This is a genomic window from Streptomyces fradiae ATCC 10745 = DSM 40063, assembly GCF_008704425.1.
GTDB classification, from domain to species: domain Bacteria; phylum Actinomycetota; class Actinomycetes; order Streptomycetales; family Streptomycetaceae; genus Streptomyces; species Streptomyces fradiae.
In genome coordinates this window covers 6,419,430-6,432,107 of the sequence record NZ_CP023696.1, presented here as the reverse complement: position 1 = coordinate 6,432,107, position 12,678 = coordinate 6,419,430, and the positions used below count along the sequence as shown (strand labels likewise).

The following is a 12,678-nucleotide window of genomic DNA, read 5'->3' as shown; positions in this document are numbered from 1 at the left end:
CGGCGTCGGCGCCGGTGGCGCGGGCTCCGGTGGGGGTGCCGGGTCCGGTGGGGAGGACGGCGAGGCGGCCCGTGGTGGTTCCGTCGGCGACGCGCTGGACGGCCGAGGCGGCGTCCGCGAGGGCGACGCGTTCACTGACGAGCGGCTTGATCAGGCCCTTCGCCGCGTACTCGGTGAGGATGTCGTGGCAGCGGCGGACGGCGGCGGGGTCCTTCTGGCGGTACAGGCCCCAGTGCAGGCCGAGGATCGCGTAGTTCTTCACCAGGGCGTGGTTGAGGGCGGGCGCGGGGACGTCGCCCGCGGCGAAGCCGACGACGACGATGCGGCCCTCGAAGGCGACGCACTTGGCGGAGGCGGCGTAGGCGGGGCCGCCGACCGGGTCGTAGACGACGTCGGCCCCGCGTCCGCCGGTGGCGTCCTTGACGGCGGTCACGATGTCGTCGGTGTGCCGGTCGACGACCGTGTCGCAGCCGAGGGCGCGGGCGGTGGCGGCCTTCCCGGGGCCGCCGACCACGCCGATGACGCGGGCGCCGGCCGCCTTGCCGAGCTGGACGGCGGCGCTGCCGACCCCGCCGGCGGCGGCGTGCACGAGGAGGGTCTCGCCCGCGCGGAGGGCGGCGCGGCGGTGCAGTCCGAACCAGCCGGTCTGGTAGCCGATGTGCAGGGCCGCGGCCTCGGCGTCGTCGAGGGTCCCGGGCGCGGGCAGGACGTCGGCCTCGTCGGCGAGGGCGTACTCGGCGAGTCCGCCGTGCGGCAGGGCGGCGGTGGCGATGACGCGGCGGCCGTCCTCGGTGTCGGCGCAGACCTCGACGCCGGGGGTGAAGGGCAGCGGCGGGCGCACCTGGTAGTGGCCCCGGCACAGGAGGGCGTCGGGGAAGTTGACGTTCGCGGCCCGCACCCTCAGCAGGAGCTGCCCCGGGCCGGGCGCCGGGCGGTCGGTCTCCTCGAGTCGCATCACCTCGCTCGGCTCGCCGTTCCGGTGCACGCGCCATGCCTGCATGAGGGCCTCCACATAGAGTCGGGCGGTTCTGCGGGTGGGTCGCATACTAAGCGGTCGCTTGCCTCCCTGGGAACAGTGCGGCCCCTCACCGGCCACCCGGGCCCGGGTGGCCCGGCGCCCGGGGCCGTGGTGGAGCGGCGGCGGCCGGTGGTCGCCGGCGGCCGCGGCGGCGGTGGGCGCGTCAGGCGGTCCGGTGGGCGCGGGGGCGGGGTGAGTGGCGGAGCGGTCGGCGTGGGAGGGGCGGCGGAAGGGGCGCGGCGGAGGCGCGCGGCGCAAGGGCGCCGGGACGGACGGCGCGGACGGGGTCAGCGGGGGAAGAGTTCGAAGGTGACGGCGGGCACGCCGCCGAACCTCGCGGCCGCCCCGCCTGCGCCGCCCGCGAGGAAGTCCCTGCAGTACGCCTCCGGGTCCTCGTCCGTCAGCCCCTCGATGTACGTGCGGTGCTCCAGCAGCGAGCGCACGGCGCGCTCCAGGCCGGGGCGGGCGTCCACCGCGTGGGTGGGCCGGGGGGAGGCGGCGACGGCGACCCAGCGGACGCCGTCCCACGGTTCGAGGCCCTGCTCGGCCAGCTCGGGGAAGATCCAGCGGTTGCCCGCGTCCGCGGCCGCGTCGAGGACGGCGCGGCCGACGGCGACGTGGTCGGGGGTGTTCCAGGGTCCGCCGCCCCAGGTGTCCCGGTGGTTCAGGGTGAGCACCAGCTCGGGGCGGTGGCGGCGGACGGCCGCCGCGATGTCCCGGCGGAGCCCCACGCCGTACTCGACGACGCCGTCCCGGTGGTCGAGGAACTCCACCCGGCGGACGCCGACGGCCTCCGCGCTCGCCCGCTGCTCCCGCTCGCGCAGCGGGCCGCACACCTCGGGCGCGAGTCCGTCGATGCCCGCCTCGCCGCGCGTGGCGAGCACGTAGACGACCTCGCGCCCGGCGTCGGTCCATGCGGCGACGGCGGCGGAGCAGCCGTACTCCAGGTCGTCGGGGTGCGCGACCACCGTGAGCGCCCTGCTCCAGTCCTCGGGCATCGGCAGCAGCGGCGCGGCCTCCTGACGGGCCGTCGGTTCCCTCTCCTGTTCGCTCATGCGGGCAGGATACGGCGGCCCGCGGCGACCTCTCGGGCGACGGGCGGGGCGGCGGGGCGGGGCCGCCCCCGGCGCGCGGCGGGGCGGTCAGGCCTCGCCGCGCGCGAGGTCCAGGAGGCGGTCCAGGACGCGGGTGCCGCCGGCGCGCACGCCGTCGTGCTCGTACTCGTCCGTGACGTACGTCCGCAGCCCCCGCACCGCGCGGGCGGTCTCCAGCGAGTGGGCCGTGTCGACGTACATGTCGTCGTGGTACACGGCGGCGGCGACCGGGACGGTGTTGGCCGCGAGGCGCCCCCGGTCGTACAGCGCGGGCCAGTCGGCGCGGGCGGCGAGCAGGTCGGCGGCCTCCCGCAGCGGGCTCAGCGCCGGGTCGACGTCGAAGTGCCAGGGGTGGATGGTCTCGCCGGTGAAGAGGACCGGTCCGCCGCCCGCCAGCGCGGCGCCCGCGTCGAAGTCGGGGAACTCGGCCCGTACGCGCTCGGCCGCCCATCCGGTCGGCCCCTGCCCCTGGGCGTAGATCGCCTCGTGGAGGACGGCGTACAGCGGCCGGGAGGCGAAGGAGAGCTGCGCGCGGACGGCCTCCAGGAACGCGTCGGACAGGGCGGGCCCGGAGGGGGTGCGGACGAAGGCGTCCTCCAGCAGGTAGTGCAGCCGGTGGCTGCCGTCGCCGGAGCCGAGGAGCAAGCCAAGGGACTGGAACGCCTCGACCGTCAGCCGGTAGCCGCCCGGCAGGAGCGCGGGGTGCTCGGCGAGGTGCTCGGCGATGCGGCGGGCCGACTCGACGTCCTGCGGGTAGCGGTCGTAGTGGGCCTCGTTCTTGCGGCGGACGCGCGGGTACGCGGCGCGGTACACGTCGTCGGCGGTGGCGTCGAGGGACGGCAGTCCGCCGGTGACGAGCACCGTCTCCAGCCCCTCGGGGGCGGCCGACAGGTAGTGGGTGGCGCAGAAGCCGCCGAAGCTCTGTCCGAGGACCGTCCAGGGCGCGCCGCCGGTCAGGCGGCGGCGGATCAGCTCGCAGTCCCGCACGATGGAGTCGGCCCGGAAGTGGCCCAGGTACCGGGCCTGCTCGGCCGGGCCGCCGCGCAGCGGCAGGGTCTGCCGGGTGGCCGGGGTGGACCGGCCGGTGCCGCGCTGGTCGAGCAGGAGGACCCGGTGCTCCCGCACGGCGCGGGCCAGCCACGCCTCCTTGCCGGCGAAGCGGCGGGCCGCGCATCCGGGGCCGCCCTCCAGGTACACCAGCCACGGCAGGCGGTCGGTGTCCGCCCGCCCCGCGGCGGCGACCTCGCGCCCGTACACCTCGATCTGCTCGCCGGAGGGGTCGGCGTGGTCGAGGGGGACGGTGAAGTGGTGGTCGGTGAGGACGACACCGGGCTGGCGGTAAGGGGGCACTGCTCCTCCTGTCGGGCTTGCGTCGGGGCGCCCGGGTGGCGGGCGCGAGCGGGCGGCGCGCGACGAGACCACCGCGCCCCGCCCGCACAGTGGAACACAGCGGTCCGCGGCGGACGGGGGCGGGGGGAGGGGAGGAGACGAGCGTGGGTGGGGACGGGGTCGCGGGGACGGGACGGGGCCGCGGGGAGCGGGCCGGGTCAGCTCGTCGGGAAGTCGTCCGGTGTGCGGATGCGGTCGCGGACCCACACCCCGGCCGGCTTCAGCGGCGCCGTGCCGGTCCACGGGCCGCCGGCGGCGCAGGTGCCGGTCTTGAAGACGGCGCCGGTGCGGTGGTCGTCGGAGAAGTTCCAGTTCACCCAGCTGATCTTCTTGGCCGCCATCAGGTCGAGGTAGCGCTGGGCCATCGCGAAGTCGTCGCCGCCCTCGCCCGCGTAGTTCTGCGTGCCGAACTCGGTGACGAAGACCGGCAGCCTGTCGGCGGCGCGGGAGAGCACCGCCAGGTACGCGTCGCGGTGCGAGTAGGCGTAGAAGTGGAAGGTGTACATGATGTTGGCGGCCCGCACCGGGTCGGCGACCACCTCCGACTCGTCCGCGCCCTCCGAGACGCCGAGCGACGACCAGGCGCGGGTGCCGACGAGGACCGGGCTGTGGGGGTCCTGGGCGCGGATGACCGGGATCAGCTCCTCGGCGTAGCTCCTGACGCGGGACCAGGTGACGCCGTTGGGCTCGTTGGCGATCTCGTACAGGAGGTTCGTCCTGGCGCGGTGGCGCTGGGCGATCTCGGTGAAGAAGGTCTTGGCGCGGTCGAGGTTGTGGTACGGGTCGCCGGGGTGGAGCATGTGCCAGTCGACGATGACGTACATGCCCCGCGCGGTGGCCTGCTCGACGAGGGAGTGGACCAGGTCGGTGTACTTGCGCGGGTCGGTCTCGTAGCCGCCTTCCTGGACGTACGTGGACACCCGCAGCACGTCGGCCCTCCAGTCGCCGGCGAGCGCGTCGAGCGAGCCGGGCGTGACGCACCGGCCGTACCACTGGGTGCCGTGCGTGGACATGCCGCGCAGCTGCACGGGCTTGCCGTACCGGTTGCAGAGCTTGGTGCCGCAGACCTTCAGCCGGCCGTTGACGGCGGCGGGGGTGCCGGCGGGGGGCACCGCGGCGGTGGCGGGGCGGTCGGCGCCGGGGCCGGCGGTGGCGGCGGTGCGCCCGGCGTCGCGGGCCGGGGCGGGTGACCGGACAGCGGCCGCCGCGGCGGCGGCCGGCGGTTCGGGGGCCGCCGGGGCGGCGGCCGGGGCCGGGGCGGGGCCGGGAGCGGCGGCCGGGGAGGCGGGGGCCTGCGGGGCGCCGGCCAGGGTGAGCAGCAGGGCGGCGGCGAGGGCTCCGGCGGCGGCGCCGACCCTTCCCTTCCGGGTCCGCGTGGTGTTCGCCGTACTCATGGGGCCTCCGATGCGGTGGGGGGCGGGAGGGTGCGGGGAGCGTTGGCACGTCCCACCGGGGAGGGGTAGCAGCTCGCGCGAGAGCGCCGCAAGGCCCTGCCGGAAGGGTGGCCGGACCGCATAGGGTGCGCGCGTACGCCCCGCCGTGACCATGAGGAGCCGTCCGATGGCCCACTTCGACCTGCCGCTGAACGAGCTGCGCGCCTACCGGAGTTCGTCCGTGGAGCCGGAGGACTTCGACGCGTTCTGGGCCAGGACGCTGGGCGAGGCGCGGGAGCACCCGCTCGCTCCCCGCTTCGATCCGGTGGACACGGGCCTGGCGACCGTCGACGTGTACGACGTCACCTTCGCCGGTTTCGGCGGTCACCCCGTCAAGGGCTGGTTCGTCATACCCTCCGGGGCGGCCGGGCCGCTTCCGGTCGTCGTGGAGTTCATCGGGTACGGCGGCGGGCGCGGCCTGCCGCACACCCATCTGCTCTGGGCCTCGGCCGGTTTCGGCCACTTCGTGATGGACACACGGGGGCAGGGCAGCCGCTGGGCCGGCGGGGACACCCCGGACCCGGTGGGCAGCGGGCCGGCCGTACCGGGCTTCATGACGCGGGGCGTGGAGGACCCGGACGCGTACTACTACCGGCGGGTGTTCACCGACGCGGTCCGCGCGGTGGAGGCCGCCCGGTCGCACCCCCTGGTGGACGCGGCCCGCGCGGCGGTGACCGGGGAGAGCCAGGGCGGCGGGATCAGCCTGGCCGTCGCGGGGCTCGTGCCGGACCTGGCGGCGGTCGCGCCGGACGTGCCGTTCCTCTGCGACTTCCCGCGCGCGACGACCCTGACGGACCGCCACCCGTACCGGGAGATCGGGCAGTACCTGCACACCCACCGGGGGCGGGTCGAGCGGGTGGAGCGGACGCTCGCGTACTTCGACGGGGTCCACTTCGCGGCGCGCGCCACGGCGCCCGCCCTGTTCTCCACCGCGCTCGAGGACATGACCTGCCCGCCCTCGACGGTGTTCGCGGCGTTCAACGCGTACGCCCACGGCGACAAGACGATCGAGGTGTACGCGTTCAACGACCACGAGGGCGGCGAGGCGCACCAGCGGGCCGTGCAGCTGCGCTGGCTCCCGGAGCGCCTCGCGTCCTGACCCCGCCCGGCCCCGCCGTGCGCCGAGGGCGGGGCGGTGGCCGTGGCCGTGACGGGTGGCGGTGGCGGCGGCCGTGACGGGTGGCGGTGGCCGTGACGGGTGGCCGTGACGGGTGGCGGTGGCCGTGACGGGTGGCCGTGACGGTGGCGTGGCGGTGGCGGTGGCGGTGGCGGTGAGGACGCGGCGGGCCGGAGGCGGGACGGCGAGGGGACCGGGCGCGGACGGCCGGGGCGCCGCGCCGACAAGCCGGGCCGGCCCGGCGGGCCCGACGCGGACCAGCCGGGCCGGGCGCGGACGGCCGGGCGCGGCGCGGGCGGCTAGTCTCGGTGGTGACCGGAGGACCGGCGGGGCACCCGCCGGCGGCGCCGGGCCGAAGCGGTACCCCGGCCGTCTGGTGGAAGGGCACGTCATGACCAGCGCATCTCGCGGGACGCCCGCGTCCGACACCCCCGTGCGGCGCGCCTCGCTGCTCGTGGGGGCGGTCTTCCTGCTCATCGGCGCCCTGGGGTTCGTCCCCGGTGCCACGACCGGGTACGACACGCTGGCCTTCGCCGACCACGCGTCGGACGCGCGGCTGCTCGGACTCTTCCAGGTGTCCGTCCTGCACAACCTCGTCCACCTGCTGTTCGGCGTGGCCGGGCTCGTCTCCGCCCGCACGGCGGCCAACGCGCGCGGGTACCTCGTCGTCGGGGGCCTGATCTACCTCGTGCTCTCGGTGTACGGGGTGATCATCGACCTGGACAGCGCGGCGAACTTCGTCCCGGTCAACACGGCCGACAACTGGCTGCACTTCGGCCTGGGCACCGTCATGGTCGCCCTGGGCCTGGCCCTCCCCCGCCCGGCCGGCACGACCACCTGACCGCGGTCGTACGCCCGCGGCCCGCGTCCGTGCGCGCAAGGCCCCGTGCCCCCCCCGTACGGGTGCGGGTGGCGGGCCGGGAACACCGCCCCCGGCCGCCCGCCGGGCACCTGCCCGGAGCGGCGCTCGCACGTGTGGCCGGTGACCGGGCGGGCTACGGTGGAGGCATGGGCGGGGAGCCTGCGGTGACCCTCTTCCTCTGCGGCGACGTGATGCTGGGCCGCGGAGTCGACCAGATCCTGCCCCACCCCGGCGACCCGGCCCTGTGGGAGCGGTACGTCGGGGACGCCCGAGGGTACGTGGCGCTGGCCGAGGCCGTGAACGGCCCGGTGCCCCGGCCCGTCGCCCCGGCCTGGCCCTGGGGCGTGGCGCTGGGGCTGCTGGACCGGGCGGCGCCGGACGTGCGGGTGGTGAACCTGGAGACGAGCGTGACCCGGCGCGGCGCCCCGTGGCCCGGCAAGGCGGTCCACTACCGGATGGCGCCGGAGAACCTGCCGGCCCTGGCGGCCGTCCGGCCCGACGTGTGCGTCCTCGCGAACAACCACGTCCTCGACTTCGGCCGGGAGGGACTGCTGGACACGCTCGACGCGCTGGCCGGGGCGGGGCTGCGGACGGCCGGCGCGGGCCGGGACCGGGCGGAGGCGCGGCGCCCCGCAGTCGTGCCGGTGCCGGGCGGCGGGGGCGGACGGCGGGTGCTGGTGTTCGCCTGCGGGATGCCGTCGAGCGGGATTCCCGGCGCGTGGGCGGCGGCGCACGGGCGGCCGGGGGTGGACCTGGTGCCCGCCGAGACCGAGGAGGCCGCCGGGGAGGTCGTACGCCGGGTGCGCGCCGAGCGGCGGCCGGGCGACCTCGTGGTGGTGTCCGTGCACTGGGGCTCGAACTGGGGGTACGGGGTGCCGGAGGGCCGGGTGCGGTTCGCGCACGCCCTGGTGGACGGCGGGGTGGACGTGGTGCACGGCCACTCCTCGCACCACCCCCGCCCGCTGGAGGTGTACCGCGGCAGGCTGGTGCTGTACGGCTGCGGCGACCTGGTCGACGACTACGAGGGGATCAGCGGGTACGAGGAGTACCGCGACGATCTGCGGCTGCTGTACCTCGCCGCGCTGGAGCCGGAGTCGGGGCGGCTGCGGGGGCTGCGGATGGCTCCGCTCCGGGCGCGGCGGCTGCGCCTGGAGCACGCGTCGGACGGTGAACGGGACTGGCTGGCGGCCACCCTGGACCGGGTGTGCCGGGGGAACGGGGTGCGGGTGGAGGTGGAGCGGCCGGGGACCGGGGGGATGCTGCGCGCGGTCTTCCCCGGCTCTGCGCCGGACACCGGACACCGCCCGGACGACCGCTGACCGCCACCGGCTGCCGCTGACCACCACCGGCTGCCGTCGGCCGGCGCGGACCACCACCGGCTGTCGCCGGCCGGCGCAAACCACCGCCGACGGCCGCCGAGGGCACGCGGGGACCACCGCGGGGGCCGACGGCCCCCGAGGACGGCCGCCCCGGCTGACGGCCGCTCACACCGCCGCCCGTTGCAGCGAGCGGCGGCCGCCGGACCACGGAGTGCGCCCGAAGTACCACGTTCCGATCATCATGACAACCTGACCGGAAACCGATGTGGCTGGTTATGATCGGCACCCCCACGCGTCACCGGAACCGGAACGGCGGTCCCCCGGCCCTCCCAGGGCTGCGCCGAAACCGGTCACCGTCCCGTCCCCGCTCCCGTCCCCTCCCCCTCCCCCGTCTGCTTCCGCTTCCGCTTCCGCTCCCGCTCCCGAGGGCCGATGTCCGCCATGGAACCCCCGGCCGCGCGAGGCCCGTCGACCCGCCGTCGGCGGCGCACCGTGCGCCTGCGCACCCTGCTCGTCCTGCTCGCCGTCGTCCCGACGGTTGCGATGGCCGGTCAGGTCGCCGTGACCTCCGGCCGGCTGCTGGAGCAGTCGGCGCACCTGCGCGCCGACGTGGCCGTCGGCGAGCGCGTCGGCGTACCCCTGTACGGGCTGATGACGGCCTTGCAGGCGGAGCGCACCGCCACCGCCGCGTACTGGGCGGAGCCGTCCGAGCCCGGCGAGGAGCTCGCCGCCCGGCGGACGGCGTCGGACCGGGCGGCGGCCGTCTTCCGCCGGGCCGCCGCGGGCGGGGGCGCCGGCACCGAGGAGGCCGACCGGCGGCTGCGGGAGGTCCTGGACGGCCTCGGCGAACTGGCGGACCGGCGCGAGCGGACGGACGCCCGCACGGGCGGACCGGAGTCCACGGTCGCCTACTACACCCATCTGATCGGCCAGATGATCCGCTTCTACCAGGACGTCTTCAGCCACACCCGGGACGGCGAGCTGGGCCAGGAGAACCAGGTCGTCATCGCCCTGTACTCGGCCGCGGAGATGCTGGCCCAGCAGAACACCGCGATCGCGCTGGCCGGACCGTCGCGGGAGCTGTCCGCCCCGCGGTTCGGCGAGTTCGTCAACCTCGTGGGCGCGCACCGGTACCTGTACGACCGGTGGATCGTGCCGTACCTGCCGCCCGGCGACGCGGAGCGGTACGCGCGGCTCGTGGGCTCGTCGGCCTGGCAGACGAAGACCCGCGTGGAGAACCACGTCGTGTCCGACCACGCCGGCCTGCGGTCCGGGGTCCGGCTGCCCCGCGAGGTCGCCGCCTGGCCCACGGCCGCCGCCGCCTGGGGCACCCGGGTCGAGGAGCTGAACACCTCGCGCCTGCGCGGCCTGCTCGACCACGGCGACGAGAAGGCCGCCGCGCTGGAGGCCGAGGTGACCCGGCTCATCGCGGTCAGCGGCGCCGCCCTGCTGACGGTCGTCGGCGTCGTCGTGCTCGCCACCCGCTCGGTGCTGCGCAGGCTGCGGCTGCTGCACGACCGCACCGTGACGGTGGCCGAGCGGACCCTGCCCGACGTGGTGGCCCGGCTGCGCGACGGGCGGCCCGTCGACGAGACCGCGCTGCCGTCCGTGCGCGGCGACCGGGACGAGGTCGGGCGGATCAGCGACGCGTTCGCGCGGGCCGTCGCCGTCTCCGTGGCCGGGCACCGCGAACTGGCGGCGGAGCGGCACGGCTTCGGCACCTTCGCCGCGGGCATCGCCTCCCGCACGGGCAACCTGGTCAGCCGTCAGCTCGCCCTGACGGAGGAGCTCCAGGACGCCTTCGGCGCCGACGAGGAGCTGCTGGCCCGGCTGATGAGGGCGGACCAGCTCACCGTCGGCATGCGGCGCCAGATCGAGAACCTGCTGATCCTCGCGGGCGGCGAGGTGCCCGACCCGCACACCGAGCCGATGCGCGTCGCCGACCTGCTGCGCGAGGCGGCGGCGGAGGTGGAGGAGTTCCGGCGGATCGACCGCCAGGCGCTGGACGAGATCAGCGTGCGGGCCCACGCCATCAGCCAGGTCAGCCACCTGCTGGCCGAGCTGCTGGACAACGCCACCCGCTTCTCGCCGCCGCGGGCGCGGGTGACGGTCCGCGCCGAGCTGGTCGCGGACGGGCTGACCGTGGAGGTCGAGGACCGGGGGCCGCGCGTCGGCCCGGAGCGGTACGCGGAGATGAACGCCCGCCTGCACTCGGCGCCGCCGTACGCGGTCCTCGCGGAGGAGGCGCACCGGCTGGGCCTCTTCGTGGTCGGTCACCTGGCCGACCAGCTCGGCGCCACCGTGACGCTGCGCCGCTCGGTGTACGGCGGCACGTCCGCCGTGGTGGTCCTCCCGGAGCGGCTGCTCGTGCCGTCCGAGGCGGGTGCGCGGCCCTCGCCCGGCGCGGAGCGGCGCGGGACGGGCACCACGGCCGGTGCGGCGGCCGGTACCGGAGCCGAGGGCGGTGCCTGGGCCGGTACGGGGGCCGAGGGCGCGGACGGGAGCACGGCCCGGGACGCGGACACGCCCACGGAGGACGCGGACGCGCCGCCGGGAGGTCCGGCACGGGACGGCTCCGGGCCGGTCCGGGACGCGGCGCCGGCGGCGTCCGTGCCGCGCACCGCCGCCGCCCTCCCCGTGCGCACGCCGCCCGGCGGGGCGAGGCCGGGCGGCGGAGACCGTCCGCCGCTGCCGGAGCGCGTACCCCAGACGCACCTCGCCGCACAACTGCGCGTCCCGCCCCCGGCGGCGGAGCGCGGCGGCGGGAGCGGGCCGGACCCCGGAGCCGGCCGGCGCGACCGCGCGGAGGCGACCCCCGAGGAGGTCGCGGACGCCTGGGCGGACTACGAGGACGGGACCAGGAAAGTGGAAGCGGAACTCCGACGGGAACAGCCATGACAACGACGAACGACATGATCTACAGCGTCCTGGACAACAACCTCGGCAGGATCGCCGGCATCGAGGGCGCCGTGCTGCTGTCCAACGACGGAATCAAGCTCAGCGCGTACCTCCTGGACCGCGCGAGCGCGGAACGGATCGCCGCGGCCGCCTCCGGCATCGCCTCCACGATGAGGGCCGTGTCCCGCGAGGTCGACGGCGGCCGGGTGATCCGGCAGCTCGTCGAGATGGACGACCGGTACCTGTGCATCGTCGGATGCGGCGAGGGCAGCACCCTCGTCGTCGTCACCTCCCGCAGGGCGCGCCTGGGCGAGCTGGGCGGCGAGGCCGTGCGGACGGCGCAGGCGCTCGGCGAGTGGCTGGCCACACCCGGACGCGGCCAGGCGCCCTCGTCGCCGACCGGCGCGTAGGTGGGCGCCGCGCCGCGGCGCTCCGGCCGCAGGCCCCGGCTGTACGCCCTCACCGACGGCCGTACGGGCACCCCGCGGACCGTGCTCACCATGGACACGACCATCACGGCGGCGGCCGTGCCGGGCGACGGGACCCACCGCGGGCTGCCCACCGAGTGGCAGCACGTGCTGGCGCTGTGCCCGCCCCCGGACGGGCGGGCGGTCGCCGAGGTCGCGGCGCGGATGGGCATGCGACTGACCCCGATGACGCTCCTGCTGGGCGAGCTCGCCGACCGCGGGCTCGTCCGCCACCGGCCGCCGCTGGAGGCGGCCGAGGCCACCGACGTCCACCTGCTCATGAGAATCAGGGACAACCTTGCCCGGATATGACCCCGCCGCCCGCCAGGAGCCGGCCCCCGTCAAGGTCCTCGTCGCCGGCGGCTTCGGGGTGGGCAAGACCACCCTGGTCGAGGCGGTGTCGGAGATCGAGCCGCTGCGCACCGAGGAGCGGCTGACCGCCGCCGGGGCCGGCGTGGACGACCTCGACGGCGTCGAGGCGAAGACCGCGACGACCGTGGCGATGGACTTCGGCCGGATCACGCTGGGCGACGCGGGGGTCGTCCTGTACCTCTTCGGCACGCCGGGCCAGGAACGCTTCTGGTTCATGTGGGACGACCTGCTGAGCGGGGCGCTCGGCGCGGTCGTCCTGGTGGACACGCGGCGGCTGGACCGCGGCTTCCCCGCCGTGGACTTCTTCGAGAGCCGCGGCCTGCCCTTCGTGGTCGGGGCGAACTGCTTCCACGGGGAGCAGCCGTACACCGCCGACGAGATCCGCGCCGCGCTGCGGCTGAGCGATCCGGGGACGCCCGTCCTGCTGCTCGACGCACGGGTCCGTACCGAGGTGCGCGGGGTGCTGCTCGCGCTGCTCGACACGGTCATCGCGCGGGCCCGCGCGGCCGATCCCGGCCCCTGACCCGACCCGACCCGCGCGCCGCCCGAGGCCGGGACCGGGGCCGGGACCGGGACGCCGGGCCGCGTCCGGGGCCGGGGCCGGGGGCGGGACAGGGGCCGGGGCCGGGGCCGGGGGCGGGACAGGGGCCGGGGCCGGGTCCAGGGGCGGGACAGGGGCCGGGGGCGGGGGCTACGGTCCGGCCCCGTC

10 protein-coding genes and 1 pseudogene are annotated in these 12,678 nt (G+C 76.8%); 7 read left to right on the top strand and 4 right to left on the bottom strand.

What is annotated here, in order from left to right; genetic code table 11:
* Positions 1 to 43: 43 nt before the first annotated feature.
* From CP974_RS28075 to CP974_RS28060, 4 genes and pseudogenes are all read right to left on the bottom strand, one after another.
* Positions 44 to 1,000: pseudogene (locus CP974_RS28075) on the bottom strand (NADPH:quinone oxidoreductase family protein); the annotation flags it as partial.
* A gap of 305 nt (positions 1,001 to 1,305) precedes the next feature.
* Positions 1,306 to 2,073 carry a PIG-L deacetylase family protein gene (locus tag CP974_RS28070; protein ID WP_031136221.1) on the bottom strand — a complete coding sequence of 256 codons (768 nt, stop codon included), beginning with the start codon at positions 2,071 to 2,073 and terminating at the stop codon, positions 1,306 to 1,308.
* A gap of 87 nt (positions 2,074 to 2,160) precedes the next feature.
* Positions 2,161 to 3,462, bottom strand: a complete 1,302-nt coding sequence (locus tag CP974_RS28065; RefSeq protein WP_031136219.1) for an alpha/beta fold hydrolase — start codon at positions 3,460 to 3,462, stop codon at positions 2,161 to 2,163.
* Between the two features lie 197 nt (positions 3,463 to 3,659).
* Entirely contained in the window at positions 3,660 to 4,895 is a 1,236-nt protein-coding gene (locus tag CP974_RS28060) for a glycoside hydrolase family 5 protein (RefSeq protein ID WP_224354489.1), read from the bottom strand.
* A gap of 166 nt (positions 4,896 to 5,061) precedes the next feature.
* Between CP974_RS28060 and CP974_RS28055 the strand changes: the two genes are divergently transcribed.
* The 7 genes from CP974_RS28055 (at position 5,062) to CP974_RS28025 (ending at position 12,492) form a co-directional block, all read left to right on the top strand.
* The gene (locus CP974_RS28055; protein ID WP_031135341.1) at positions 5,062 to 6,033 is read left to right on the top strand and encodes an acetylxylan esterase; all 972 of its coding nucleotides are present in this window, start codon (positions 5,062 to 5,064) and stop codon (positions 6,031 to 6,033) included.
* A gap of 409 nt (positions 6,034 to 6,442) precedes the next feature.
* Positions 6,443 to 6,892, top strand: coding sequence for a DUF4383 domain-containing protein (locus CP974_RS28050; RefSeq protein ID WP_031135339.1), 450 nt, complete (start codon positions 6,443 to 6,445; stop codon positions 6,890 to 6,892).
* Between the two features lie 167 nt (positions 6,893 to 7,059).
* Positions 7,060 to 8,232 carry a CapA family protein gene (locus tag CP974_RS28045; RefSeq protein ID WP_051839902.1) on the top strand — a complete coding sequence of 391 codons (1,173 nt, stop codon included), beginning with the start codon at positions 7,060 to 7,062 and terminating at the stop codon, positions 8,230 to 8,232.
* A gap of 441 nt (positions 8,233 to 8,673) precedes the next feature.
* Entirely contained in the window at positions 8,674 to 11,130 is a 2,457-nt protein-coding gene (locus CP974_RS28040) for a sensor histidine kinase (RefSeq protein ID WP_224354488.1), read from the top strand.
* On the top strand, positions 11,127 to 11,540 hold the full coding sequence (locus CP974_RS28035; protein ID WP_031135333.1) for a roadblock/LC7 domain-containing protein: 414 nt from the start codon (positions 11,127 to 11,129) through the stop codon (positions 11,538 to 11,540). Before CP974_RS28040 ends, CP974_RS28035 begins: the two co-directional genes overlap by 4 nt.
* On the top strand, positions 11,541 to 11,909 hold the full coding sequence (locus CP974_RS28030) for a DUF742 domain-containing protein (protein ID WP_031135331.1): 369 nt from the start codon (positions 11,541 to 11,543) through the stop codon (positions 11,907 to 11,909). It abuts the gene before it with no gap.
* Positions 11,896 to 12,492: a GTP-binding protein gene (locus tag CP974_RS28025; RefSeq protein WP_031135329.1), complete on the top strand. Its 597-nt coding sequence runs from the start codon at positions 11,896 to 11,898 to the stop codon at positions 12,490 to 12,492. Before CP974_RS28030 ends, CP974_RS28025 begins: the two co-directional genes overlap by 14 nt.
* The last annotated feature ends 186 nt before the right edge of the window (positions 12,493 to 12,678 follow it).

Coding starts and splice junctions, on each gene's coding strand:
- CP974_RS28045 (WP_051839902.1), top strand. CDS start 7,060: ATGGGCGGGGAGCCTGCGGTGACCCTCTTCCTCTGCGGCGACGTGATG.
- CP974_RS28070 (WP_031136221.1), bottom strand. CDS start 2,073: ATGAGCGAACAGGAGAGGGAACCGACGGCCCGTCAGGAGGCCGCGCCG.
- CP974_RS28050 (WP_031135339.1), top strand. CDS start 6,443: ATGACCAGCGCATCTCGCGGGACGCCCGCGTCCGACACCCCCGTGCGG.
- CP974_RS28035 (WP_031135333.1), top strand. CDS start 11,127: ATGACAACGACGAACGACATGATCTACAGCGTCCTGGACAACAACCTC.
- CP974_RS28055 (WP_031135341.1), top strand. CDS start 5,062: ATGGCCCACTTCGACCTGCCGCTGAACGAGCTGCGCGCCTACCGGAGT.
- CP974_RS28060 (WP_224354489.1), bottom strand. CDS start 4,895: ATGAGTACGGCGAACACCACGCGGACCCGGAAGGGAAGGGTCGGCGCC.
- CP974_RS28040 (WP_224354488.1), top strand. CDS start 8,674: ATGGAACCCCCGGCCGCGCGAGGCCCGTCGACCCGCCGTCGGCGGCGC.